The organism is Gordonia jacobaea, assembly GCF_001186365.1.
Lineage (GTDB): Bacteria > Actinomycetota > Actinomycetes > Mycobacteriales > Mycobacteriaceae > Gordonia > Gordonia jacobaea.
In genome coordinates, this window is sequence record NZ_LDTZ01000023.1 from 108,688 (window position 1) to 133,359 (window position 24,672).

A 24,672-nucleotide genomic window follows, 5' to 3' on the forward strand; every position below is an offset into this window, starting at 1 on the left:
GCCGAGGGTGCAACGCGCGACGTGGGGCCGCGAGAGGACCTCTCAGCCCCCAGGGGAGGCACCCGCTCGCCGACCCCTCCCGGACTCCGCCGGTTAGGCAAGAACGCGATCTCACACCGCTGACCTGCGGTGACCCGCGACAGTCTCAATATGTGGGACACTTGGACCGGGAGGTGAGACGGTGAAGGCAGGACCGAAGGGCTCACGCGATGAGTCGCCGCTGGCGTGGAAGACCCGCGCGAAGGGTGCTCGCCAGTTCGAGTTGTTCGCGGCGCGCTACCTCATCACGCCGAAGGGCACAGGTGCCCGGACGCCGGTGAAGGTCCGGCCGTGGCAGCGGCAACTTGTCTCGACGTTGCTCGATGACCGCGTGCCGCTGAACGTGTGGGTACTGCCACGTGGACAGGGAAAGTCAACTCTCACAGCAGGTTTGGCGTTGCATCACGTGTTCATGTCCGGCGTGGAAGGTGCCCGCGCGGTCATCGTCGCCCAGGATGAACGGTCGGCGATGAGGTTGTTGGCGACCGCTGCCCGCATGGTGAGCCTCAATCCCGAGCTGGAATCACGCGCGATGACCTACAAAGACCGCATCGTGATACCCGGATCGGACTCGCAGATCATCGCACTACCCGGTGAGGCTCACCGTGTGGAAGGCGAGGACGCATCGCTGGCGATCGTTGACGAGATCGGGTTCGTCCGACGCGACGCGTACGAGGCGACGCTCCACTCGACGGGTAAACGGGAGGGCTCGCAGCTCCTCGCGATCGGTACACCGTCACCACCATCCTGGCGCGACGTGAGTCCGCTCATGGACCTGGTACTCGACGGCCGCGCCAACCCCGACAGTGAATCGTTGCGACTGGTCGAGTTCGCCGCGCCGATCGGCTGCGACGTAGACGACGAGGAGGCATGGGCGGCGGCCAATCCTGGCCTGGATGACCTTGTGCAGCGCTCGACGTTGCGCGCGTCCCTGCCACCCAGGAGCCGCGAGAGCGAGTTCCGACGCGCTCGGTTGGGCCAGTGGGTCGAGCACGATGACTCATCGTTCCTGCCTCAAGGCCAGTGGGCATCGCTGGCCACCGGGGAGGGCATCGGCAAGGGTGCCCGCGTCGTGCTCGCGCTCGACGGCAGCCACTCGCAGGACGCGACCGCGATCGTTGTGGCGACCGTGAGCGATCGGCCTCACTTCGATGTCGGTGGGCTCTGGGAGCCGCCGGAGGGCAACGCCGACTGGCGCGTCCCGATTCTCGATGTCGAGAACCGCATCCGCGAACTCTGCCGTGAGTACCAGGTGGTCGAGATCGTCGCCGATCCGTTCCGGTGGGCTCGCACACTGCAAGTCCTGGAGGGTGAAGGGCTCCCGGTTACCGAGTTCCCCCAGAACGGACCCCGGCTCACACCGGCCACCACCGAGCTGATCCAGGCCTGCGGCAACGGTCTGGTGACACACTCAGGCAACAAGGATCTCGCGCGCCATGTGTCGAACGCGATCGTCACCGAGGACGCGCGGGGAATCCGGCTCGACAAGTCGAAACGAGGCAGCAACCGCCGCATCGACCTGGCGGCCTGTCTGGTGATGGGCCACTCACGCGCCACCTGGCGAGCACACAAGAAACCGAAACGACGCCGCGTCAGATCCTTTGCGGCATAGGAGATCACAGTGACCGAAGTAAGCAACATCGAACTCGACCGCGCGCTCGACGTACGCGCCGCGCGGCTACACCTGCTCTCGCAGTATTACGCGGGCGAGCAGCCGCTCGCGTTTCTGTCCCCCGACGCCAAGAAGGCGATCGGGCAGCGGTTCGACCGCATCGCCACCAACCTCCCCCGGCTGGCCGTGTCGGCGATCGCCGAGCGGCTGCGGGTCACCGGGTTCATCGACGCCGAGGGGAAGCGGGACACCGCGCTCTGGGAGGCGTGGACGCGCTCGGATCTCGACCAGGCCTCACCAGCAGGGCACCGGGAGGCCCTGGCGATCGGTGAGGCGGCCGTCATCGTCTGGGCCAACACCGCGGGCAAGGCGGTGGCAACCGTCGAGAGCGGCCGCCAGGTCGCCGTATACCGCGATGCTGGCAGCGGGGAAACCCTTGCAGCAGTGAAGCGTTGGACAGACCTCGCACCGGACGGCACCAAGGGAGCCACCCGATGGGTCATCTACCGGCCGGATCGGATTGAGCATCTGATCGGGGACGGTGCCCAGATCACCGGCGCGAAGATCACCAAGGTGATCGACAATCCGCTCCTCGCGGTCCCCGTCGTCGCGCTGACGAATACCGATCGCCCGCTCGACGTGTTCGGCGTCTCCGAGTTCACTGACCTCATCCCCATCGTGGACGCACTGAACAAGATCTCGGCCGACATGTTGACGGCATCGGAGTACGGCGCACGTCCCCGCCGATGGGCGACGGGGCTGGAGCTGGAGGAGCAGCCGAAGATCGGCGACAACGGGGAGCCCGTGCTCGATGACGACGGTGACCCCGTGATGGAGGTGGTCAATCCGATCTCGGAGACCTCCCGGCTCATGGTCAACGAGGCCGCTGACGGCAAGTTCGGGCAACTTCCCGGCGCGGATCTGTCGGGATATGACACCGCGGTCCGGGTCCTACTCCAGCAGGCGAGCGCAGTCTCGGGCCTGCCAGGGCACTACCTCGGGATCAACTCGACGGTCCCGGCGTCTGCGGACGCGATCCGGGCCGCCGAGGCAGCTCTCACGGCACGCGCGGAGGCACGGCAAGCGGTGTTCGGCCGCGCGTGGGAGCAGGTCGCTCGACTGATCCTCGCCGTCGAGCGCGGTGGCGAAGTCGCCGACTACTCGCCGCGCGTGCAGTGGGCGGACCCATCGACGCGCTCGGCAGCCGCCGAAGCGGACGCGGTGGTCAAGCTCCATGGAGCGGGAATCATCACGACGACCGAAGCGCGCACGCGATTGGGCATCGACAACCCCGAGCAGGGACCGGCAGATGACACCACCAGCTCGACCCCGGAGGCAGCAGCGTGACCGACGACGACAAGAAGACCCAGCAGGACCCCACCGACGAGGCTCCCGAGGCAACGGAGACCACCGGCAGCGAGAGCCCCGCCAACGCCGAAACCGGCTCGCAGAACACGGAATCCGGGGACCAATCACCCCAGGGTGACTCCGAAACTCCGGCAGCGGGCGACTCAGCGGCCAACAATTCCGAGGCATCGGCGGACACTGACGGCGCAACGGACACAACGGAATCCGGCGACACCGACACGTTCTCACGCGAGTACGTGCAGGAACTCCGACAGGAGTCGGCCGGATACCGGACCCGCGTCCGCGATCTGGAACAGCAGCTCCACCGGCTCCAGGTCGAGCAGACCGGCGCGCTCGCCGATCCGGCCGACCTGCCGTTCGACGCTGCACACCTGGAGTCCCCCGAAGCGCTCCAGGCCGCGATCGACGCGTTGCTCGCCGACAAGCCGCACCTGAAAGCACGTCGGTTTGTCGGTGACGTAGGGCAAGGTAGTCGTGGCTCCGCACCCGCGGAGGTCAACCTACTCGGCATGTTGCAGGGCCGGGTCTGACAGATGGAGAAAACCGTGGCAGACGAAGACAGCATCAGGGCGAAGTGGGAGGCAGCGGTCAAGCACGTGCTCGACAAGGCAGCCAGCGACACCGCTGGGAGCCGCGTCAAGGAGTGGGCAGAGGCATACGCGTTTCTCGCCGCCAACCCCGCGCGTTACGACGACTGACAGGACAACGGACGTGTCGAACGACAACATCAACCCGGACTACGAGGAAGTCAGCAACTCGCAGATCCTGGATGAACTGCGACAGATCAACGAGAACCTCAACGGGCTCTACGAACTCCTGCACGACGGGCTGATCCTCCCTTTCAAGGACGACCACGCCAAGGCGCTCAAGGCGCTCGGCGCGATCAAGGATCACACTGACGGCATCGAGGCGAACACCTCGCGCATCGAGTGACCTCATCGTTGCCGACACCGGGCCTCATCTCATATAGTGGGATGAGGCCCGGTGCCGTTTCTGCTCGACCGCTGAGTGAGCCAGGTGCTCCAATCGCGTGAATCCTGTTCCATCACTTCACCATTGGAGAATCCCGTGGCAACCGAAACCACCACCACCAATCCGACTCTGCTCCAGGAGCAGGTCGCCAGCCTCCTGGTCCAGCCCTTGGAGGCCCAGTCCGTCGTCCTGGCCAGCTCGCCGAAGATCTTCGACACCTCCAGCCCGCTGCGCATCCCGCGACTCACCTCCGGCGCATCGGTCGGATTCGTCGCCGAGGGTGCCCAGATCCCCGAGGGCGACGTGTCGTTCGATGAGGTCAAGCTCCTGCCGTCCGATCTCAAGTCGCTCAAGGTCATCGTCCGGTTCACCAACGAACTGATCCGGCAGAGCGTGATCGGCCTGGACGCGGTGCTCAAGACCCGTCTGGTGACCGATGTCGCCAACGCGCTCGACACCGCGCTCCTGTCGGGTACCGGGGCCACCAAGACCATCAAGGGCATCGTCAATCAGGCGGGAGTCCAGACCGGCGTGCTCGACGCCGACAACCCGGACAGCTACCTGGACGCGATCGCCAAGGCGCACGCGGCCGAGGTGACCCCCAACCGATGGTTCATCAACTCGCAGGACTTCATCGCGCTGCGCAAGGCCAAGGACTCGCAGGGCCGCTACCTCCTGGAGACCGACCTCACCGCCGATGCCGTCTATCGACTGTTCGGCATCCAGGTGACGCCGACCAACAAGCTGGCCACCGGCAAGGCGATCCTGCTCGACACCAACCAGGTGGCGATCGCCCGCGATCTCGCACCCTCGGTCACCCTGCTCCCCGAGCTGTACGCGGCGACCGACGAGACCGCGATCCGCGTCGTCGCGCGGTTCGATCTCGGGCTCCTGCACCCCGAAGGTGTCGTCGTCCTCACTGCGGCCTGACGGTCCCACAATCGTGGTCCGGGGCTTGGGTTTCGTCACGGTTTCCCAAGTCTCGGGCCGCTTCACCAGGAGGCCGACATGGCAGTAACACCAACGGATCTCGTTAAGTGGCTCGGGGAGCCGACCACCGACACCGACCTCATGGCCCAGGCTGGCCAGGCGATCACCATGGCGTCGGCCATGTGCGACGCCTACACCCGCGGGCAGCACGTCAAGGCCGATGGGATCACCACCCGTCCCGGCGTCGATGCCGTGGTTCAAATGGCAGCAGCGCGAATGCTCGCCAACCCCGAAGGTCTGCGGTACTCGACCGGCGTCGTGACGTTCAATCAGGCATTCGAGGGCTTCACCCTCGCCGAGCGCATCGTCCTGGACCGCTACCGACGCAAGGCGGCCTGACCGTGCCCAGGTTGCCACTCAAGGACTCAGTGACGCTCAAGATCGGTGGCGGACGCGATGAGAACGATGATCCCATCCCGGTGCAGAACATCCCGATCCGCGCATCGGTCACGCCGATCTCCGGGGACCAGCAAGCCCAGCGCGGCCGATCGACCACGCTCACGACGTACCGGCTCACCGTGACAGATCCGCGCATCGAGCAGGTGACCACCGTCATCTGGCGAGCGCAGACGTACACGCTGGAAGGGCGAGCGATGCCCTACCGCATCGGCAGCGGCAACACCCCGCACCACTACGAGGTGATGATGTCGCTCGGGTCCGGCTGAGATACTGGTCCCACAATCGAATACGCGGAGGCCGGAAGGTTCCCGCACCACGCTGACAGAGGCCCCAGATCCGAAGATCCGGGGCCTCTGTCATGTGCTGATTGGGCACGTAGTGGGCACGGTGACCCTGATTCAGCGTGTTTACGCTGGTCAATCTGTCGGGCTGACAGGATTTGAACCTGCGACCACTTGACCCCCAGTCAAGTGCGCTACCAAACTGCGCCACAGCCCGTTGCCCTCTCGCGAGGGCCTCGACAACATTAGCCGACGGCGGCCGTTCGAGGCTAATCGCCTGGTCACGGCCGCGCCGACGGTTCTGCTAGGAGACCGTGGAGCGCTTCCGGTACCAGATCCAGCCACCGGTCACGATGAGTGCGCCGACCAACGATCCGATGATTCCACTCGGACGCAACGACAGTCCGTCACCCGAGAGCAGGCTGATCAACAGTCCGCCGACGAACGAGCCGACCAGGCCCGCGACGATGGCCAAGGTCCAGTCGATGTTCCACATGTTCTTGCCACCGATGATCAGCTGCGCGAGGGCGCCGATAACCATCCCGAATACGATGATCGCCAAGATAAGCACGCATGGGAGTATGTCACGACTTCGGGCGGGACTCGCTGTCTGGGGCGGTCAACGCTTCCGGCGGTCTCGCTTGTCGCGCACGCGCACGTTGATCCGGACCGGCGAGCCGTCGAAGTTGAATTCCTCGCGGAGACGACGCTCCAGGAAGCGGCGGTAGCCCGCCTCCAGGAATCCGGTCGTGAACAGCACGAACGTCGGCGGTCGCACCGATGCCTGGGTCGCGAACATCACACGCGGCTGCCGTCCTCCGCGAAGAGGAGGCGGATTCGACGCGATGACGTCTTTGAGCCAGTTGTTGAGCTGGCCGGTGGAAATGCGCTTGTCCCACGACTCCAGCGCACCTTCGAGGGCAGGCACCAACTTCTGGACCGCACGTCCGGTCATCGCCGAGATGTTCACACGCCGTGCCCACGGCACGCGCGCGAGTTCGCGGTCGATCTCCTTGTCGAGCTGGTAGCGACGATCCTCGTCGACCAGGTCCCACTTGTTGAACGCGATCACCAAGGCACGTCCGGTCTCGATGATCAGCGACAGCACGCGTAGGTCCTGCTCGGTGATCGGCTCCGACGCGTCGATCAGCAGGATCGCGACCTCGGCGGCTTCCAGCGCCGACCTCGTGCGCAGCGACGCGTAGTACTCGTGTCCGCTGGCGGTGTGCACCTTGCGGCGCAAGCCCGCGGTGTCGACGAACAGCCACGGCCGTCCGTCGAGTTCGACGAGCTCGTCGACGGGATCGACGGTGGTGCCGGCGACATTGTCGACGACCGAGCGGTCGGAACCCGCGAGCTTGTTGAGCAGCGAGCTCTTCCCGACGTTGGGCTTACCGACCAACGCCACGCGACGGGGACCGCCGAACGCAGGCGCCGCATCCCGCGGGGTCTCGGGCATCTTCTCCAGGATCACGTCGAGGAGATCGCCCGCTCCCCTGCCGTGCGCGGCAGAAACCGTATGCGGTTCACCGAGTCCCAGCGACCACAGCGACGCAGCTTCGGCCTCGAGCTTCTCGCTGTCGACCTTGTTGGCGACGAGGATGACCGGCGTCTTCGACCGTCGAAGCACGCGGGCGACGGCCTCGTCGGTCGCGGTGGCACCGACAGTGGCGTCGACGACGACCACGATGACGTCTGCGGTCTCCATGGCCGATTCGGCTTGTTTCGCGACGGCCTGTTGCAGGCCCTTGGCGTCGGGTTCCCATCCGCCCGTATCGACGACGGTGAAGCGGTGCCCCGACCACGACGCCGAGTACGACACGCGGTCGCGGGTGACGCCGGGGATGTCTTCGACGACGGCCTCACGGCGGCCGAGGATGCGGTTGACCAACGTCGACTTGCCCACGTTGGGACGGCCGACGATCGCGACGACGGGGAGTCGTTCGGGTTCGCCGCCCTCCTCGCCGAGGTCGAATTCGCTCAGCTCCCAGTCGGTTTCGTCCGACCAGATACCGTCGCCTGGTTGGGCTGTTACGTCGGTAGTGATGAAGTCATCGTGCTCGGTCACACGGCACCTCCGGTTCGTGTCTGGACCAGTCCGGCGAGTTTGTCGAGAACCTGCTCGAGTGACAGGTCGCTGGTGTCGACGATGACCGCGTCGTCTGCGGGTCGCAGTGGCGATACGGTGCGCGTCGAGTCGAGATGATCACGGCGGTTCACACCCTCGAGAACCTGCTCGAAATCGCTGTCACGACCGGCGGAAAGGTTCTGCCGATGTCGTCGTAGTGCTCGCGCTTCGGGCGTCGCGGTGAGATAGATCTTGACCTGCGCGTCGGGAAAGACGACGGTCCCGATGTCTCGGCCCTCGACGACGACGAAGTCGTCGACGGCGTGAATCCGTTGCAGCGCAACCATCTTCGACCGGACGGCGGGCACGGCTGAGACCGCGGAGACCGCGTTGGTCACCTCGTCGGTGCGAATGGGCGCCGAGACGTCCTCACCGTCGAGGAACACCCGTGATCCACCCGATCCGTCTGCACGCAGTTCGATCCGCGCGTCGTCGACGACCGCGGCGATCGAGTCGGGAGCATCAGGCGAGACACCTGCTCGCTGTACAGCGAGCGTCGCGGCACGGTACATGGCCCCGGTGTCGAGGTAGTGCGCACCGACCCGCTGCGCGAGAAGCTTTGAGACAGTGGACTTTCCGGTCCCCGCGGGTCCGTCGATCGCGATCACGCGCGAGGACGTGACGGACTCGCTCACATCCCCACCGCCTTGTACAGCGCACCGACCTCGTCGCGTCCGAGCACTCGCAGCGTTCCTGGACGCTGCTCGCCGAGTGCCACGTTGCCGATGTGGGTGCGCACCAGCGAGGTCACCGGGAACCCGACGGATTCCATGAGTCGACGCACGATCCGATTACGGCCCTCGTGCAGAGTGATCCGCACCAGCGACTGTCCCTCGTTGACGTCCATCACGGTGAATCCGTCGACGGACACCGGACCGTCGTCGAGTTCGATGCCGTCGCGCAGCGTGCGCGAGAGCCCACGAGGAACCTCGCCCTTGACCGTCGCGAGGTAGGTCTTGGGCACCTCGTAGGAGGGGTGCATCAGCCGATGGGCGAGTTCGCCGTCGTTGGTCAGCAGCAACAAGCCCTCGGTCTCGGCGTCGAGCCGGCCGACGTGGAAGAGGCGCTGACCCGCCATGACGCGTTCGGCCACGATGTCGCCGACGCAGGGGCGGCCCTGGTCGTCGGCCATCGTCGACTGCCAGCCCTTGGGCTTGTTCAGCGCGAGGTACTGCTTGGTCTCGTCGATGATGACGCGGGCACCGTCGACGCGGATGACCGCGGTGTCGGGGTCGATGCGCAGCCCCTGCTCGGTCACGACCTCGCCGTCGACCTCGACGCGACCGGCGGCGATCATCTCCTCCGCGCCGCGTCGCGATGCAACGCCTGCCTGTGCGAGGACCTTCTGAAGTCGGACGCCGTCGTCGACGTAGGTGGCGTGGCCACTCTCGTCGGAGCCGCCCTGGTGGCGTGCTGGTCGCGCGTTGTTCAGCCTGATGCGCCCTGCCTCGACGTCGGGCGTCGAACGGCCTTTGCGATGCCTCTTCTTTGTGCTGGGCTGCTGGCCCTTATACCCATGCCCCTTACCGCCCGCGGGGATGCTGCGACCGCTCGCGGACTTGCCCGACGCGCCGCGCCCGGCTGCCCCACCTGCGGAGCGCTGCCCGCGGGGGTTGTCATTGGAGCTGTTCTTTCGGTTGGTGCGACCCGCATTGTTCTTCCTGCGGTCGCCCGGTGTGCCGTCACGGCTAGCGGATGCCATATGTCATTCCTGGTCGTCGATTGTGGTTCCCGACGAGGCGTCGGGTGTGTCGTCTCCCTTTGAGTCTGAACGCCCACTACTCAGTTTGGCGAATCGCGGGTCAGACAGGAGCTCTTCGTCGAGGTCGTCAATGAGGTCGACGTCGGGCAGCAGCGGGGCCAAATCGGGTAGTTCACTCAACGACGCGAGCCCCAGACGCTCGAGGAACAGCTCGGTTGTCCCGTAGGTCGTGGCACCAGACGCGGTATCGGACCCGACCTCGTTGATGAGTCCTCGGGCGACGAGTGTGCGGACGACGCCGTCGACGTTCACACCTCGGATCGCGCTGACGCGCGCCCTGCTCACGGGCTGTCGATACGCGATGACGGCGAGCGTCTCCAAGGCTGCTCGGGTCAGTTTCGAACGCGCCCCGTCGAGGAGGAGACGCTCGACGTACGGCGCGTACTCGGCTCGTGTATAGAACCGCCAACCATCACCGGCGAATCGAAGGTCGATGCCGCTGCGCGCTTCGGTCAGGTCAGCCGCCATCTGGGTGAGCGTCGAATGCACGCGTGCGCGATTGTCGCCGACCGCCGAGGCGAGTTCGTCGGCGGTCACCGGCGTGTCGACGACGAGCAGCACGGCTTCGAGCGCCGCACGCAGGCGGGCGTCGTCGAGAACTGGTTCGGAGTCTGCCTCGTCGACGACCATGTCGCCGACGTCGAGTGCCGTCTGCTCGGGTGCAACGCTCTCGGGCGAGTCGGCGTCGGGGCCGCCTGAATTCTCGTCGATGTCGGTCATTCGTAGTCCTCTGCTTTCTCCATGCGTAGTTCGTCGCGGTCGCGTTCGCCTGTCCACGACACCTGGAGTTCTTCGAGTGCCTCCGGCTGCTCGAAAGTGACCGCACGCTCACGGAAGAGTTCGAGCAGTCCGAGGAAGCTGCCGACGACCTCAAGTCCGTTCTCACAGTCGGCCACGAGCGCGCGGAAGGTCAGCCACTCGCCGGGCTTGGCAGCCAGCAGCGCGGCCATGCGTCGAGCCTGCCCGGGCACCGACACCTTGTGCATGTCGTGAAGGTGATCGAGACCGACTGTCGGGATAGGTCGCGGGGTCAACGCCGCGACGGCAACCTCGGCGAACCCGTTCGCGTCGACGCCGAGTGTCACCTCTGGCAGCAGGTCGGTGAACTGCTGCTCCAACGACACCGCGCGCGGATACCGCTGCAGTGCCGCGGCTTCGAGTTCGCCGAAGAGTGCGGCCACCTGCTTGTACGCGCGGTACTGCAGGAGTCGCGCGAAGAGCAGGTCACGCGCTTCGAGCAGCGCGAGATCCTCCGGGTCGTCGACCTCTCCGGTCGGCAACAACCTCGCCGCCTTGAGATCGAGCAAGGTCGCTGCGATGACCAGGAATTCGGTCGTCTGCTCGAGCCCGAGCTCGGAACCCATCTCCCGCGTGTACGCGATGAACTCGTCGGTCACCGCGTGCAGCGCGACCTCTGTGACGTCGAGACGGTGCTGGCTGATCAGGTTCAGCAGCAGATCGAACGGACCCTCGAAGTTGGCGAGCTTGACCCGAAAGCCCTGCTCCTCGGCCTCCGTCGCCCCCGCCTCCGTGGTGCCTGCCTCTGGGGTTCCTACCTCTGGGGCCTCGACGTCGGCGGTGCCGGCCTCCGAGTTGGCAATCTCAGCGGCGTCGGCCTCAGCGGTGCCGGTCTCGGTCATGCCTGCTTGACGTTGCGCGCGATGACCTCGCGTGCCAACGCGCGATACGCCTTGGCGCCCGCGGACTTCGGTGCCCACGACGTGATCGGTTCACCTGCGACGCTGGTTTCCGGGAAGCGCACGGTACGCGCGATGACGGTGTCGTACACGGCGTCGCCGAAGACCTCGACGACGCGAGCCATGACCTCGCGGGAGTGCAGGGTTCTGGCGTCGAACATCGTGACGAGGATGCCGCCGAGGGTGAGACGGAAGTTGAGTCGGTCGCGCACCTTCTCGATCGTGTCGGTGAGCAGCGCCAGACCGCGCAGACTGAAGTACTCGCATTCCATCGGGATGATCACGGTGTCGGCGCAGGCAAGGGCGTTGACGGTGAGCAATCCGAGCGACGGCTGGCAGTCGATCAGCACGACGTCGTAGCGGTCGAGGACGGGGTGCAACGCCCTACCGAGTGCCTGTTCGCGTCCGACCTCGCTGACGAGTTGGATCTCGGCGGCAGACAGATCGATGTTCGACGGCAAGAGGTCGAGGTTCTCGACGCGCGTACGCATGAGCACATCCTCGATGGAGGCGTGCGGTGGGACCAGCAGGTTGTAGACGGTCTCGTCGAGTTTGTGATGCGGCACGCCGAGGCCCGCAGACAACGCACCCTGCGGATCGAGGTCGACCAGCAGTACGCGTCGCCCGTACTCGGCAAGTGCGGCACCCAGGTTGATCGTCGACGTCGTCTTACCCACGCCGCCCTTCTGATTGCACACGGCAATGACGGTCGCGGGTCCGTGTCGGTCGAGCGGCGCAGGCGTCGGAACGTCGCGGTAGGGACGCCCGGTCGGGCCGATCTCGTCGTCGGGATGATCGCCCTCGTCGATGTCGATGCCGGACATCACATGAAGTCGGTACTGATCGTCGGCATGACCTCCCGACCGCGGTGTACTCGGTGTGCTCACGTACCCGCCTTTCTCACTGATCACGTATCGACGCCGCTTGTCAGCCTAATGGTTCACTGCACCGAAGCCGTGGAGCATCGCCGCACGGGCCCCTTCCACGACGCTCAGCGCGCTCTCGGATGGGCCGTGGCGTAGACCTCACGCATCGTGTTGACCGTGACGAGGGTGTAGACCTGCGTCGTCGTCACAGAGGCGTGCCCGAGCAACTCCTGGACCACTCGCACGTCGGCGCCGCCATCGAGGAGGTGCGTCGCGAATGAGTGCCGCAGGGTGTGCGGTGAGACGGCCGTACCGATTCCTGCCCGCTCCGCGGTGTCGGCGAGCACCTGCCACGCGCCCTGTCGGGTGAGCCTGCCGCCGCGCGCGTTGAGAAACAGCGCGGGCGTCGAGCGTGTCACCAGAGCGGGCCTGCCACGCACCAGATACGCCTCGATGGCGCCGACGGCGGGACCGCCGACCGGCACGAGTCGCTCCTTTCCGCCCTTGCCTCGCAGCAGGGCAGTGCGTGCATCGGTGTCGAGGTCGTCGACGTCGAGCGACGTCGCCTCGGTGATGCGTGCTCCACAGCTGTAGAGCAGTTCGAGGAGCGCGCGGTCACGCAGGGCACGCGGATGGTCGCCCGCCCCCGCTGCTTCCAGGATCGCGACGACGTCGTCGACGGGTAAAGCCTTGGGGAGGCGTCGCGCCGGACGCGGTGGCCGCACCCCGTGCGCCACGTCGGCGGGCACGACACCTTCGGCAGCGGCGAACTTGTGAAAACCCCTGGTGGCCACCAGCGTTCGTGCTACCGAGCTGTCAGCGAGGGGTGTTGTCCCGGCCTGCTCGTCGCCGCGTCGCAGATCGACGAGGAACTCGCGTACGTCGTTCTCGGTGACCTCCGCGAGATCGACGATCCCCCGGCCGGAGAGATAGCGCCGGTAGCGGTCGAGGTCGCGACCGTAGGACGCAAGCGTGTTGGGCGCCATGCCGCGTTCGACGGTGAGGTGGTCGAGATACCTCGACACCACGTCGTCGACACGCGTCCCGGCGGTCACGTCGATGCCCGACCCGCCTTGCGATCGGCGAAGGCGTGGGGCTTATCGCGCCACGGCGAATCCGGTGTCCGCAGCTGCGTGTCGGTGCGATCCGCGGCAGAGAGCGCGAGAATCCCCGACACCGCGGTCGCGTTCACGATGTCGCCGGACAGCACCATCGACACAGCGTCGTCGAGCGCGACCCACTCCAACGACATATCGGCCTCTTCGTCCTCGCGTTCGGCCACATGGTGCTCCGACAGTTCTTCGGCCAGGTAGACACGCAACGCTTCGTCGGTGAACCCGGGCGAGAGGTCGAGGTCGATCAACACCTGCCACCGCTGCGCACGCAGGTCGGTTTCCTCCGCGAGTTCACGCTGCGCGGCGGCGAGCGGCGGCTCTACCCCACCCTTGTCGAGCAGCCCCGCGGGAATCTCCAACAACCTGCGGCCGACAGGATGCCGATACTGACGCACCATCGCAATCCTGCCGTCCTCATCACGCGCGACGACGGCCACGGCACCAAAATGCTCGACGACTTCGCGTTCGGCAACCCGACCGCCCGGCATCTCCACCTGGTCGAGGCGAAGCGCGAGTATCGCTCCGTCGTAGACCACTCGGCTCGACTTCACATCGAAGTGGTGGGCGCCGGGGCCGGTGCTCTCGCTCAAGCGTCCTGTTCCTCGACCTCGACGGCGACGTCGTCTTCGACCGCCGCCGCGGGCGGAGGATCGTAGTCGCCCAGGTCCACCGGAAGCCGTTCTGCCGCTTTGTATTTCAGCGAAGCATCGATGAACGAACGGAACAGCGGATGCGGGCGCGTCGGCCGGCTCTTGAGTTCGGGGTGCGCCTGGGTGCCCACCAGGAACGGATGAATCGACTTCGGGTACTCGACGAATTCGACGAGGTGACCGTCCGGCGACGTCCCCGAGAACACGAGACCCGACGCGGCGATCTTGTCGCGATAGGAGTTGTTGACCTCGAAGCGGTGCCGGTGGCGCTCGGAGACCTCTGTCGAGCCGTACGACTCCGCCACGATGCTGTCGGGCTTGAGCGTTGCCGGGTAGGCACCGAGCCGCATCGTGCCGCCGAGATCGGCTTCTCCCGCAACGATCTCGGTTTGGTCGGCCATGGTCGAGATGACGGGGAACGGGGTGTCGGGATCGAACTCGGTCGAGCTCGCGTCCTCGAGGCCCACCGAGCGTGCGGCCTCGATCACGATGCACTGCAGGCCGAGGCACAGTCCGAGCAACGGAATGCCTCGACGCCGCGCGTACCGGATCGCTCCGAGCTTGCCCTCGATCCCCCGGATGCCGAAGCCACCGGGAACCAACACGCCGTCGACGTCTCCGAGCGCTGCCTGCGCACCCGCCTCGGTGGCGCATTCGTCGGACGGAACCCACTTGATCTCGGTCTTGGCGCGCCACGCGAAGCCACCTGCGCGGATCGCCTCGGTCACCGACAGATAGGCGTCGGGCAGGTCGACGTACTTGCCCACCAACGCGATTCGGACCGTCTCACGCGGCTCGTGCACACGGTTGAGCAGTTCGCCCCACACGGTCCAGTCGACATCGCGGAACGGCAGCCCGAGCTTGCGCACGACATAGGCGTCGAGTTGCTCGGAGTGCAGCACCTTGGGGATGTCGTAGATCGACGGGGCGTCGGGCGTGGAGATGACGCCGTCGATGTCGACGTCGCACATCAGCGCGATCTTCTTCTTGAGCCCCTCGGGCACGTCGCGATCGCACCGCAGGATCAGCGCGTCGGGCTGGATTCCGACGTTGCGCAGAGCGGCGACCGAGTGCTGGGTCGGCTTGGTCTTCAGCTCACCCGACGGCGCGAGATAGGGCACCAGTGAGACGTGGATGAAGAAGACGTTGTCGCGGCCGACGTCGTGACGGATCTGGCGAGCGGCTTCGATGAACGGGAGCGACTCGATGTCGCCGACGGTTCCACCGATCTCGGTGATGACCACGTCTGGCGGCTCACCGTCGTCGCCGGGCGCACGCATCGCGAGCACCCGCGATTTCAGCTCGTCGGTGATGTGCGGGATGACCTGGACGGTCTCGCCGAGGTACTCGCCGCGTCGCTCCTTGGCGATGACGGTCGAATACACCTGTCCGGTGGTGACATTCGCCGACTGCGAGAGATTGCGGTCGAGGAAGCGCTCGTAATGCCCGACGTCGAGGTCGGTTTCGGCGCCATCCTCGGTGACGAAGACCTCACCGTGCTGGAAGGGATTCATCGTGCCTGGATCGACGTTCAGATACGGATCCAGTTTCTGCATGGTCACGCGCAGACCGCGCGCTGTGAGTAGTTGGCCGAGGCTCGACGCCGTCAGACCTTTTCCGAGCGACGATGCGACGCCGCCCGTAACGAATATGTGCTTCGTGCCTTCATGCACGTGGCGAAGTGGTCGCAAAACCCGTCTCTCCCGTCGGCTGGATCAGGCCGGAAAACCTGTTGACCTACGGGACTCCAGGGTAACACCCATCGGCGGTTCTCCGCTCCGCCACACCGGAAGCGTGCTCGCCGAAGGTGTGATCCGCGTCGTGATCCGCCGACCGGCCAGGGCGAGCGGCGTCCCCGTCGGAACGCCCCGCCCCCGACGGCGTCAGGTCGACGGTCGGTCGGTGGCCCCGACGGTGATCGCCTTGGCACCTGCTCCGGTGCCGTAGGCGCCGGTCCGTCCGCCCTTCTCCTCCTGCAGGACGAGGATCGACGTGATGCGCCCGGTTTGCTGATCGACGTTGTCGACGGTCGAGACGGCGTTGCCCAGACCGGGGTCCGAGCGAACGACGGCGATCGGCGAACCGCCCGCAGTCGAACCCGTCCGACCGAGCAGCGCTCCCCCGTCGCCACGCCCCGAGAGTGCCGCGGCAAAGCGGGCGACGAGTTGTCCCTGCGCACCTGAATCCTCGGGATAGCCGCCACCGGTCACCACGACGGCGAGGTCGGCAGGTGTCGAGCCCGCCCCGGCGTAGTCGATGAACCCGCCGTCGCGCAACGCTTCGAGTCCGGTCCGCCGGTCGTCGGCCGACGCTGCGCCCTTTCCGCCGCGGTCGAGCGTCAGAGCACCGAGTAGATCACCCGCGCGGCCACCGGAGTCGACCAGTTCGGCACGCAGCGTCGAACCCGGAGGAATCGTCTGGTCGATGATCGTCGAGAGTTGCTCGGATTTCTGATCGGAGACGAATTGTGGCGTCAACGCGATCTGACCCGACACCTTGGCGCCCGCGCCTGCGACCGCGTCCTTGATGGCGGCGACGTCGGCGTCTGCTGCGCCGGGCGCGGTCACCACCAGGACCGACTGGCCACGAAGCGTTCCGTCGATCACCCGTCCGGTGATCGCGGTGTCAAAACTGTTGGCGCTGTTGAGCTGATCGTTGAGCTGATCGCGCTCGTCCTGCAACGCCCCGATGCGATCACGACTGGTGCCTGTCAACGAATTCATTCTGTCGCCGACAAAACCGGAGCCGATGAACAAACCCACCGTGAGTGCCAAAAACACCGCGGCGAGCGAGATCGCATGCTGCCGAACCGAAATCATTGTCTACCTGTTCCAGACCCCACGGGCCCACTCGACGAGCTGATGCCACTGTGCGACAACCCAATCGGTCACTTCGCCGCCCGCGCTCGACAACATCACCGCAGCGATCACCGCGATCAGCGCCGCGAGTACAACGAAGGCGACGGCCGCCCCCGACACGCGGCTCCTGTACAGCGTCGCAACGGCTTTCGCGTCGACCAGCTTGGGTCCGACCTTCATTCGGGTGAGGAAGGTCGACGGATTGCTCTCACGCCGCGAGCGGTCGAAGAAGTCGTCGAGGGTGCCGCCATAGCCGACGGTGACGATGAGGTCGGCGCCGTGGTAGTCGGCGAGCAGCAGAGCGAGATCCGACGCCGCGCCGGCAGCGGGGAATGTGGTCGCCCCGATTCCGAGGTCCTGGATTCGCTCGAGACCCGCGGCATGACCGTCGGTGTCTGCCGGAAGCACCAGTTGCGCACCGCATTTCAGCGTCGCGACCTTCATCTCTTCCGGGTCGCCGACGATCAGAGAGGGCTTGTACCCAGCTTTCGTCAGCGTGTCAGCACCCGCGCCGACACCGATGATCACCGGTGAGTACTCCTTGATGAACGGCTTGAGTGCGCGCAGATCGGCCGCGCGGTCGGGTCCGTCGCCCACGATCACGACGTGCTTGCCGACCAACGAGGCGTCGATGTCGGGCACGCCGACACCGTCGATCAGCAGTGGGGACTCGCTCCGGATGAACTCAATCGTGTTGCCGGAGAAGGCTTCGAGGTGATCGACGAGTCCGGTCTTTGCCTCGATCATCATGTCGGCGATCTCGTGCTCGTCGAGCGTGGTGCCGCGCGCGAGGCGTCGTTCACCGACGAACACCTTGCCGTCGTCGACCCGGAGTTTCGCGCCGTCCTTGACGCGCTTGAACACTTCGGGTCCGACCTCATCGACGAGGACGATCCCGGAGCCGACAAGCACCTCCGGTCCGAGGTTGGGGTAGCGCCCACTGATGGAGCGGGACGCATTGACAACGGCGACGACATTGGCCTCGACCAAAGCGTCGGCGGTGACGCGGTCGAGGTCGACCTCGTCGAGGATGGCTATGTCACCCGGTCCGACTCGGTCGATGAGGCGGCGGGTGTTCTTGTCGATCCTGGCGATACCGGACACGCCAGGCAGTTCTTCGGAGTTACGTGCGAGCAGTGCGGGCATCTTCATGCACCACATGATTGACCGTGCGCCGCGCAGCCTTGGGGAGGCGCGCCGCAACATGGGCAACTTTTGTCACACGAGTACCAACTGTCTCAGCGCTTCTTGCGGGTGCCCTTCGCTTTTGTCGCTGCGCTCGTCGCTTCACCTGCCGACGATCCGACGGCGTGAGCCTTCTCGCCATCAGCGGTGGCCAGTAGTTCCTCAGCATGCGCCCGGCCCGTGTCGGATTCGCCGAGTCCCGCGAGCATGCGCGCCAATTCGGCGATGCGCGCGTCACGGTCGAGTGGCCGCAGTGTGCTGGTCTGCGCACGATCGCCGGATTTCGACGTCTTCCCGATCACCAGGTGGTTGTCGGCGAAGGCCGCGACCTGCGGAAGGTGCGTCACGACGACGACCTGGTGGGCCCGTGCGAGTCCCGCGAGCCTACGTCCGATCTCCACTGCGGCCCGGCCACCGACACCGGCGTCGACCTCGTCGAAGACCATGACCGATCCCGACGTCGGCTCTGCGAGAACCACTTCGAGGGCCAGCATCAGTCGCGAGAGCTCGCCGCCGGACGCCGATTTGGCGATCGGCAGGGGGTCGGCTCCGGCATGTGCGACGAGGGCGAACTCGACGCGATCGGCGCCGTCGGCACCTGCGTGCGCGGCGGCTCCATCGACCGTGATCGCCAGCCGATCGTCGGGGGCCGCGACGTCGGGGATGACGTTCACCGACAGCGCGGCGTCGCCCATGGCAAGGCCTGCCAATTCGGCCGACACCTTGCTCGACATGGAGGTCGCCGCCTTACGACGCATGGTTCGCAGCGTCGACGCCGCTGATTCGACGTCGGCACGCGCCGACGCGGCCGCCGCCTCGAGTTCGTCGATCGAGCCCTGCGGGTCGTCGATTTCGGAAAGTCGACGTTCCGCAGTCTCGCGCCACGCGATGACGCCGTCGATATCAGGTGCGTACTTGCGGACCAGGGCTTTCAGCTCACCCTGGCGAGCGAGCAGCTTCTCGAGTTCGTCTGCGTCGCTGGGCAGCCCGGATAGAAACGACGACAACTCGTCGCCGATATCGGTGACGACGGTCAGCGTCTCCGACACGCGAGCAGCGAGCGTTCGCAGTTGCGCGTCGGCCGCGGACTCCAGGAGCGAACGAACCTGCCCGAGACCGTCGACGAGCGAACCGTTATCGCCCGCAACTACGTCGTGCGATCCCGCAGCCGCCGAACGAATCGACTCGAGATCGGAGAGTCGTCGGATGGTGTCGGCGAGCGCGTCGTCTTCTCCCGGCTGCGGGTCGACCGCGGCGATCTCGTCTATGCCGAAGCGCAGTCGGTCGGCTTCCTGCGCGAGTTCACGATGGTTGGCGCGGCGTGCGTCGAGTTCGTCGAGTATTGCGACCCAGCTCTCGCGCGCCGAGCGATACCGCCTCAGCGCCGCGGCCGCCTTGTCGCCGGCGAAACTGTCGAGGGCGTCGCGCTGATGGTCGGGACGAAGCAGACGAAGTTGATCGTTCTGGCCGTGAATCGTCAACAACGCGCCCGTGAATCTGCCCATCACGCCGACCGGCACCGACCGCCCGCCGAGGTGTGCACGCGAACGACCATCCGAGCCGACGGTGCGCACCACGATGACCGAGCCGTCGTCGTCGAGTTCTGCACCAGAAGATTCGACGATGTCGGCGACAGCGGCACGCGTGGCATCGTCGGCGGACTCAGCGAGTCGGAACCGCCCCTCGACGGTCGCTTTCTGGCTCCCCGATCGCACTCTTCCGGCGTCGGCGCGCGCACCCGACAGCAGCCGCAGGCTGGTGACGATCATCGTCTTGCCCGCGCCGGTCTCGCCCGTCAATACGGTGAACCCGGGGCTGAATTGTGCGGAGGCCTGATCGATGACGCCGAGGCCGGAGATCGACAGCTCTTCGAGCACTACTTCCCCTCACCCTGCCGCCCGCGCCATCCGGTCACCGGCAGGTCGAATTTCGTGACGAGTCGATCGGCAAACGGGTCGGAATCGATGCGTACCCACAGCACCGATCGGTCGCTTCGGACCACCTCGACACGGCCGCCGGCCGGGACGAAGATCTGGCGTCGGCCGTCGCACAGGGCGATCGCCGACCGTCCGTGCTTGTCGATTTCCACCGCGATCCGCGATCGAGGGCTGGTCACCATCGGCCGGGCGAACAGCGCGTGCGCATTGCTCGGAACGATCAGGATCGCTTCGAGGTCGGGCCACATCACCGGTCCGCCGGCCGAAAAGGCGTAGGCAGTCGATCCGGTCGGTGTCGACACGAGCACGCCGTCGGCTCCGAACGCGGATACCGGCCGACCGTCGACTTCGGTCACCAACTCGAGCACGCCGTTGTTGGTTCGGTTGAGGATGGCGACCTCATTGAGTGCCCAGCTACGGCGCACCTCGTCCGGTTTGGTCGGATGGCTGATCGAGATGTCGAGGGTCATCCGCGGTTCGACACGGTAGTCACGCGATATGAGCTGCGCCATCACGTCGTCGATGCGGTTGGCCTCGGCCTCGGCGAGAAACCCGATGTGCCCGAGGTTGATTCCCAGCACCGGAACACCCGCCGGATAGGCGAGTTCTGCTGCGCGCAAGAACGTTCCGTCGCCCCCGAGCACGATGACCACCTCGCACCCGACGGCCGATTCCGGGTCGCCCGTCGCGACGGTGACATCTGCCCCGAGCTCGCGCAATCCGTCGATGTCGAGCGGATGGCTCGGTGGCCGCGTGGGGCCATGGTCGCGGTTGGCGGGATCGTCGTGACCTTCCCTGTCGTCTCGTCCGCGAAGGTCGACGTCGTCTTGCGTCGCGGGGTTGTCGGCAGTGAGGTCGTGGTCGATGATGCGTAGGCCAACACCAGCCGCAGCGCAGTGGCGTGCGATCGATTCGACCGTACGGGTCACCACAGCACGTCCGGTGTGCGCCACCACCATGAACTCGCGCTGACCGGACACGGCGACCACTGATTCGTCGATCACCTTGTTCCTTTCACCATTCCCGATCTGCGGGCACGCTCAGCGAGGTCCCTCGTCGACGGCACGGTGGATCATCCCCCGCAACTGCGCATCATCCGCAATGTCGGCGACTTCGTCTGCCCCGCCACCAGTCTCCCCGACAGTATCGTCCGCCGGAACGTCGGGCTGCGCGTGGTGGTCAGCCGGCCGGTATGTCAGCCACAAGAAGTATTCGACGTTGCCCGACGGCCCTGGCAACGGACTCGCCACGACGTCCCTGGTGACCAGACCGAGCTTCGCCGCGTCGCGCGCGACGTGGTAGACCGCCTCGGCGCGCAACTCGGGGTCGCGCACAACGCCACCGGAGCCAACCCGGTCCTTACCCACCTCGAACTGCGGTTTGACCATCGGCAACAGGTCGGCGCCCGGTCGGGCACTGGCAGCGAACGCCGGTAAGACCAGCGACAGCGAGATGAACGAGAGATCGGCGACGACGATGTCGACGGGTCCCCCGATGTCGTCGGCGTTCAGGTGACGAACGTTGGTACGGTCGTGCACGTCGACACGGTCGTCGGACTGGAGCCGCCAGACGAGCTGCCCGTAGCCGACATCGACCGCAACAACCTCGGCGGCCCCGCGTCGAAGCAGAACGTCGGTGAATCCTCCGGTCGACGCGCCCGCGTCGAGGCAACGCTTGTCGGCGATGGTCAAACCCTGCGGCTCGAATCGTTCGAGAGCACCGAGCAGCTTGTGCGCACCGCGCGACGCCCAGTCGTCGCGGGGGCCGTCGTCGGAAACGAGGATGGGGGTGTCGCGCGTCACATTTGTCGCGGGCTTCGCGGCAAGCACCCCATTGACGGTGACCTGCCCCGCCTCGATCAGCTCACGAGCCTGCTCTCTCGAGCGGGCCAGCTTGCGGCGGACGAGCTCGGCGTCGAGCCGTGCACGCGTAGCCACTCAGTGAACCCTGAACAGTGTGATCACCCGCGACAGGCCGGCCGTCATCGAGGATCAACCTCTGCCAACGCTGAGGTGAGTACGTCATGAGCCTTCTCCAGCAGCTCACTCTGCCGCGCGAGCGCCGCGAGATCGAAGGTGTCGCCTGCCTGCTCGCGAATACGGTCGACCTCGTCGAGCAGCGACTCGACCGTCTCCGCGACCGGAATCTGCGGCTCGGCCGCAAGGTCAGCAGGCGAGGGCGATTGCGGCCCGGGTCGCAGGTGCGCTCCGGGGACGGGGTGTTGCGGTTGCTGGTAGTTCATGACACGACCACGCTAGCGCAGGTCTCCGACACCGAGCTTGTCGATCTGCGACCGAACGTCCGGGTCGTCGCTGGTGATCGCCACATCCGACGGGTCAACCGGCCCGGCTTCGACGTCCCGGCCATCGAGGAGTGCCCACGCGGCGTGCGCGAGTGCAGGCAGAAGCGCCTCGTGCGCGGGCTCTTCCCCAGTGGCACTGACCGTGATGGTCGCGCCGGACACCTCGACGTCCCAGTCCGGCTGTTCTCCGATCCGGACGGTTTCCTCATCATCGAGAAGGCCGGTGAGGTCGTCGATCACGTGCGACGGCCGCTGCTCGGGTGGTGCAAGCAGCAGATCCTTCGGAGTGCTCACACCGGTCAGGACGAGCGCACTGTCGAGGCCGACCGAATGCGCTCCCTGGATATCGGTATCGAGTCGATCGCCGACGACCAGCGAATTGGTCACCCCGCTGCGCTTCATCGCATCCGCCATCAGCGGCGCAGCGGGTTTGCCGGCGACGAGAGGTTCGGCGCCGGTCGCGTTGGCGACAGCGGCGACCAGTGACCCGTTGCCGACGAGCAGTCCACGCTCGGAGGGCAACGTCGCGTCCGTATTGGTGGCGATCCACAGTGCGCCCGCACGGATCGCGAGCGCGGCTTCCGACAGCGTCGACCAATTGGTGTCCGGAGAGAATCCCTGGATCACGGCGGCAGGTCGGTCGTCTGCGCTCCTGGCGACACCGACTCCGACCTCGCGCACCTCCTGCGCCAGTCCGTCGGTACCGAGGACGAGCGCACGCGAGCCTGGCTCGACGTGTTCAGAGAGCAGACGAGCCGCGCTCTGAGCACTCGTCACGACCTGATCCTCGGTCGCCGAGAAGCCCATCGAATTGAGATGTGCTGCAACCTCACTCGGACGTCGGCTCGCGTTGTTGGTGACGAAGATCTGGGGAAGGTCGAGAGCGTCGAGGGTCTCTCGTGCTCCGTGGGTCGGCTCCTTGCCCGCGAACACGGTGCCGTCGAGGTCGAGGAGCAGCGCCTCGTAGTGATCGACCAACGATCCTTGCGGCGGAGCCTGCGGCTCGGGCGAAGGCGCGCTGGACGCTGCCGGCGTCGCAGGTTGAGCAGCCGGTGCCGGGGGTTGAGCAACCTGAGCCGTGGCCGTCGATGCAGTGCTCGATGAAGCCGCTTTCTCGTCGGATGATTCTGTACTCGACGTGGGTGGGACTTCTGCAGGCACGGACGTCGTCTCCGACTCGGCAACGTCATCTCCCGAGGCGTCTACCGAGCTATCTCCCGAGTCCTTATCTCCCGAGCCATCTATCGACGCGGCACCGACACCATTACCGGAAGCGCCTTCGGTCTCATCAATGGCACCGACGACGTCGACGTCTTCCACTGCCGAGGCATTGCCGTCAGATGTGGTGTCAGGACTCATGTCCTCCGACAGCTCCATCAGGCGGAACTCCGCATCGGTGGCGTCGTCGACGTCGGCCGCTGCGGCGTTCATGTACCAGGTCACCGCATCATCACGACGGTCAGCAGCCAATAGCGCGGACGCGTAGGCGTAGAACAATCGTGCTGCCATCGTGCCGGTCCGGCCTGGTGCGAGATCCTCCGCCTGAAGGGTCACGAGCGCCTTCGCGGGTTCGCCCGCATCGATGCGGGCGCCAGCCTCGACGATGCGCATTTCCGTCGCCTCGTCGCCGGTCAGTGAGCGCCCCTCCTCGCTACGAGCGATTTCGATAGCTCGTTCTGGGCGTCCGAGTCCGCGCTCGGCGTCGGCGATCAATGGCAGCAGCGATGTGCCGCCGTTGATTCTGCGCGCGGCTCGCAACTCGGTAAGAGCCTCTTGCCATTCGCCGGCGTTGTAGGCCGCGATTCCCGCGGTCTCGCGGACCAGTCCGACCCTCGAGGCGCGCTCCCGCGCCGCACGTGCATGAGCCAGCGCCAATTCGGGATCTGAATCGAGCAGCTGAGCGACCATCACCAGATGCCTCGCCACCCGATCGGCGTTCGCCTTGTCGAGCGTCAACAGATCACGGCGTACTTCCTGGTCGAGGTCCGACGCCACGACGTCGTCGGGCAACGGCGGACCCGCAGGCCGGCCCTCGGGCCCTCGTCGATCCGAACCGCGTCGATCCGACGGTCGTCCACGGCCGTCTGGCCCACGTCCGCGATTGTCCGACCCACGCCCTCGGCCTCGTTTGTCCTGTCCCCGATCGCGATCGTTCATGACTCTCAATCTATGCCCTGCGGAGTCTTGGTGCGGAATCCACCGCGACCCGGAGCTCCCGCGTGCGCGAAATGTAAATGCCCGTGAATGCAGTAATGCCCCGCACCACGGGGGTGCGGGGCATTACTGGGATGTTGTGCTCGGCGGTGTCCTACTCTCCCACACCGATTAGAGTGCAGTACCATTGGCGCTGGTGGGCTTAGCTTCCGGGTTCGGAATGGGACCGGGCGTTTCCCCACCGCTATAGCCGCCGAAACAATATGAAACAGCATCCACGCAGAATGTTGCTCTTTATGTGAGCGTTGCGTGTGTTGTTTCAGAAGTGTCATAGTGGATGCGAACACACCTTTATTA

The 24,672-nt window shown here is 66.1% G+C and carries 25 protein-coding genes, 1 tRNA gene and 1 rRNA gene; 8 read left to right on the plus strand and 19 right to left on the minus strand.

Annotated elements, in window-relative coordinates; translation table 11 throughout:
- The first annotated feature begins 181 nt into the window (after positions 1–181).
- The 8 genes from ABW18_RS19940 (at position 182) to ABW18_RS19970 (ending at position 5,646) form a co-directional block, all read left to right on the plus strand.
- Complete coding sequence (locus tag ABW18_RS19940; protein WP_049700729.1) at positions 182–1,651, plus strand: terminase TerL endonuclease subunit; 1,470 nt, start codon at positions 182–184, stop codon at positions 1,649–1,651.
- A gap of 9 nt (positions 1,652–1,660) precedes the next feature.
- The gene (locus tag ABW18_RS19945; protein WP_049700730.1) at positions 1,661–2,998 is read left to right on the plus strand and encodes a phage portal protein; all 1,338 of its coding nucleotides are present in this window, start codon (positions 1,661–1,663) and stop codon (positions 2,996–2,998) included.
- Positions 2,995–3,549 carry a hypothetical protein gene (locus ABW18_RS19950; RefSeq protein ID WP_200903293.1) on the plus strand — a complete coding sequence of 185 codons (555 nt, stop codon included), beginning with the start codon at positions 2,995–2,997 and terminating at the stop codon, positions 3,547–3,549. Before ABW18_RS19945 ends, ABW18_RS19950 begins: the two co-directional genes overlap by 4 nt.
- A gap of 15 nt (positions 3,550–3,564) precedes the next feature.
- On the plus strand, positions 3,565–3,717 hold the full coding sequence (locus tag ABW18_RS22930; protein ID WP_160318058.1) for a hypothetical protein: 153 nt from the start codon (positions 3,565–3,567) through the stop codon (positions 3,715–3,717).
- A gap of 13 nt (positions 3,718–3,730) precedes the next feature.
- On the plus strand, positions 3,731–3,952 hold the full coding sequence (locus ABW18_RS19955) for a hypothetical protein (RefSeq protein ID WP_049700731.1): 222 nt from the start codon (positions 3,731–3,733) through the stop codon (positions 3,950–3,952).
- A 135-nt stretch (positions 3,953–4,087) separates the two neighbouring features.
- Positions 4,088–4,921, plus strand: a complete 834-nt coding sequence (locus ABW18_RS19960; RefSeq protein WP_049700732.1) for a phage major capsid protein — start codon at positions 4,088–4,090, stop codon at positions 4,919–4,921.
- A gap of 78 nt (positions 4,922–4,999) precedes the next feature.
- Positions 5,000–5,320 (plus strand): hypothetical protein, encoded by a 321-nt coding sequence (locus ABW18_RS19965; protein ID WP_083444471.1) that lies wholly within the window; start codon positions 5,000–5,002, stop codon positions 5,318–5,320.
- A gap of 2 nt (positions 5,321–5,322) precedes the next feature.
- On the plus strand, positions 5,323–5,646 hold the full coding sequence (locus ABW18_RS19970) for a hypothetical protein (RefSeq protein WP_049700734.1): 324 nt from the start codon (positions 5,323–5,325) through the stop codon (positions 5,644–5,646).
- A 158-nt stretch (positions 5,647–5,804) separates the two neighbouring features.
- Here ABW18_RS19970 and ABW18_RS19975 read toward each other — a convergent pair.
- The 19 genes from ABW18_RS19975 to rrf all read right to left on the minus strand — a co-directional run bounded on the left by ABW18_RS19975 (position 5,805) and on the right by rrf (position 24,573).
- Positions 5,805–5,878, minus strand: a tRNA-Pro gene (locus ABW18_RS19975).
- Positions 5,879–5,965: 87 nt separating this feature from the next.
- Positions 5,966–6,232, minus strand: a complete 267-nt coding sequence (locus ABW18_RS19980; protein WP_049700735.1) for a GlsB/YeaQ/YmgE family stress response membrane protein — start codon at positions 6,230–6,232, stop codon at positions 5,966–5,968.
- Positions 6,233–6,280: 48 nt separating this feature from the next.
- A complete protein-coding gene (gene der, locus ABW18_RS19985; RefSeq protein WP_005206958.1) occupies positions 6,281–7,729 on the minus strand; it encodes a ribosome biogenesis GTPase Der in 1,449 nt (482 codons plus the stop codon).
- Positions 7,726–8,424: a (d)CMP kinase gene (gene cmk, locus ABW18_RS19990; RefSeq protein WP_049700736.1), complete on the minus strand. Its 699-nt coding sequence runs from the start codon at positions 8,422–8,424 to the stop codon at positions 7,726–7,728. Before cmk ends, der begins: the two co-directional genes overlap by 4 nt.
- A complete protein-coding gene (locus tag ABW18_RS19995) occupies positions 8,421–9,491 on the minus strand; it encodes a pseudouridine synthase (protein ID WP_049700737.1) in 1,071 nt (356 codons plus the stop codon). Before ABW18_RS19995 ends, cmk begins: the two co-directional genes overlap by 4 nt.
- Positions 9,492–9,494: 3 nt before the next feature.
- Positions 9,495–10,271, minus strand: coding sequence for an SMC-Scp complex subunit ScpB (gene scpB, locus ABW18_RS20000; protein ID WP_049700738.1), 777 nt, complete (start codon positions 10,269–10,271; stop codon positions 9,495–9,497).
- Positions 10,268–11,191 (minus strand): segregation and condensation protein A, encoded by a 924-nt coding sequence (locus ABW18_RS20005; protein ID WP_049700739.1) that lies wholly within the window; start codon positions 11,189–11,191, stop codon positions 10,268–10,270. Before ABW18_RS20005 ends, scpB begins: the two co-directional genes overlap by 4 nt.
- Entirely contained in the window at positions 11,188–12,135 is a 948-nt protein-coding gene (locus tag ABW18_RS20010) for a ParA family protein (RefSeq protein WP_049700768.1), read from the minus strand. The genes ABW18_RS20005 and ABW18_RS20010 overlap by 4 nt, the downstream gene beginning before the upstream one ends.
- Before the next feature lie 104 nt (positions 12,136–12,239).
- Positions 12,240–13,169, minus strand: a complete 930-nt coding sequence (gene xerD, locus ABW18_RS20015; RefSeq protein WP_049700740.1) for a site-specific tyrosine recombinase XerD — start codon at positions 13,167–13,169, stop codon at positions 12,240–12,242.
- The gene (locus tag ABW18_RS20020) at positions 13,166–13,819 is read right to left on the minus strand and encodes an NUDIX domain-containing protein (RefSeq protein ID WP_049700741.1); all 654 of its coding nucleotides are present in this window, start codon (positions 13,817–13,819) and stop codon (positions 13,166–13,168) included. Before ABW18_RS20020 ends, xerD begins: the two co-directional genes overlap by 4 nt.
- Positions 13,816–15,570 carry a CTP synthase gene (locus tag ABW18_RS20025; protein ID WP_049700742.1) on the minus strand — a complete coding sequence of 585 codons (1,755 nt, stop codon included), beginning with the start codon at positions 15,568–15,570 and terminating at the stop codon, positions 13,816–13,818. Before ABW18_RS20025 ends, ABW18_RS20020 begins: the two co-directional genes overlap by 4 nt.
- Positions 15,571–15,762: 192 nt before the next feature.
- A complete protein-coding gene (locus tag ABW18_RS20030; RefSeq protein WP_049700743.1) occupies positions 15,763–16,698 on the minus strand; it encodes a copper transporter in 936 nt (311 codons plus the stop codon).
- Positions 16,699–16,701: 3 nt separating this feature from the next.
- Entirely contained in the window at positions 16,702–17,883 is a 1,182-nt protein-coding gene (gene steA, locus ABW18_RS20035) for a putative cytokinetic ring protein SteA (protein ID WP_200903294.1), read from the minus strand.
- Between the two features lie 92 nt (positions 17,884–17,975).
- Positions 17,976–19,799 (minus strand): DNA repair protein RecN, encoded by a 1,824-nt coding sequence (gene recN / locus ABW18_RS20040; RefSeq protein WP_049700745.1) that lies wholly within the window; start codon positions 19,797–19,799, stop codon positions 17,976–17,978.
- Positions 19,799–20,863, minus strand: coding sequence for an NAD kinase (locus tag ABW18_RS20045; RefSeq protein WP_049700746.1), 1,065 nt, complete (start codon positions 20,861–20,863; stop codon positions 19,799–19,801). Before ABW18_RS20045 ends, recN begins: the two co-directional genes overlap by 1 nt.
- 36 nt (positions 20,864–20,899) lie before the next feature.
- Positions 20,900–21,796, minus strand: coding sequence for a TlyA family RNA methyltransferase (locus ABW18_RS20050; RefSeq protein WP_049700747.1), 897 nt, complete (start codon positions 21,794–21,796; stop codon positions 20,900–20,902).
- A gap of 44 nt (positions 21,797–21,840) precedes the next feature.
- Positions 21,841–22,101: a hypothetical protein gene (locus ABW18_RS20055; RefSeq protein WP_049700748.1), complete on the minus strand. Its 261-nt coding sequence runs from the start codon at positions 22,099–22,101 to the stop codon at positions 21,841–21,843.
- A 12-nt stretch (positions 22,102–22,113) separates the two neighbouring features.
- Entirely contained in the window at positions 22,114–24,318 is a 2,205-nt protein-coding gene (locus tag ABW18_RS20060) for an HAD-IIA family hydrolase (RefSeq protein WP_049700749.1), read from the minus strand.
- A gap of 138 nt (positions 24,319–24,456) precedes the next feature.
- A 5S ribosomal RNA gene (gene rrf / locus ABW18_RS20065) occupies positions 24,457–24,573 on the minus strand.
- Positions 24,574–24,672: the final 99 nt, after the last annotated feature.

Bases quoted from the DNA above. Each gene is read 5' to 3' on its own strand.
- ABW18_RS20055 (WP_049700748.1), bottom strand. From the start codon at position 22,101: ATGAACTACCAGCAACCGCAACACCCCGTCCCCGGAGCGCACCTGCGA.
- ABW18_RS20005 (WP_049700739.1), bottom strand. From the start codon at position 11,191: ATGACCGAGACCGGCACCGCTGAGGCCGACGCCGCTGAGATTGCCAAC.
- ABW18_RS19995 (WP_049700737.1), bottom strand. From the start codon at position 9,491: ATGGCATCCGCTAGCCGTGACGGCACACCGGGCGACCGCAGGAAGAAC.
- scpB (WP_049700738.1), bottom strand. From the start codon at position 10,271: ATGACCGACATCGACGAGAATTCAGGCGGCCCCGACGCCGACTCGCCC.
- ABW18_RS19965 (WP_083444471.1), top strand. From the start codon at position 5,000: ATGGCAGTAACACCAACGGATCTCGTTAAGTGGCTCGGGGAGCCGACC.
- steA (WP_200903294.1), bottom strand. From the start codon at position 17,883: ATGCCCGCACTGCTCGCACGTAACTCCGAAGAACTGCCTGGCGTGTCC.
- ABW18_RS20030 (WP_049700743.1), bottom strand. From the start codon at position 16,698: ATGATTTCGGTTCGGCAGCATGCGATCTCGCTCGCCGCGGTGTTTTTG.
- ABW18_RS20060 (WP_049700749.1), bottom strand. From the start codon at position 24,318: ATGAACGATCGCGATCGGGGACAGGACAAACGAGGCCGAGGGCGTGGG.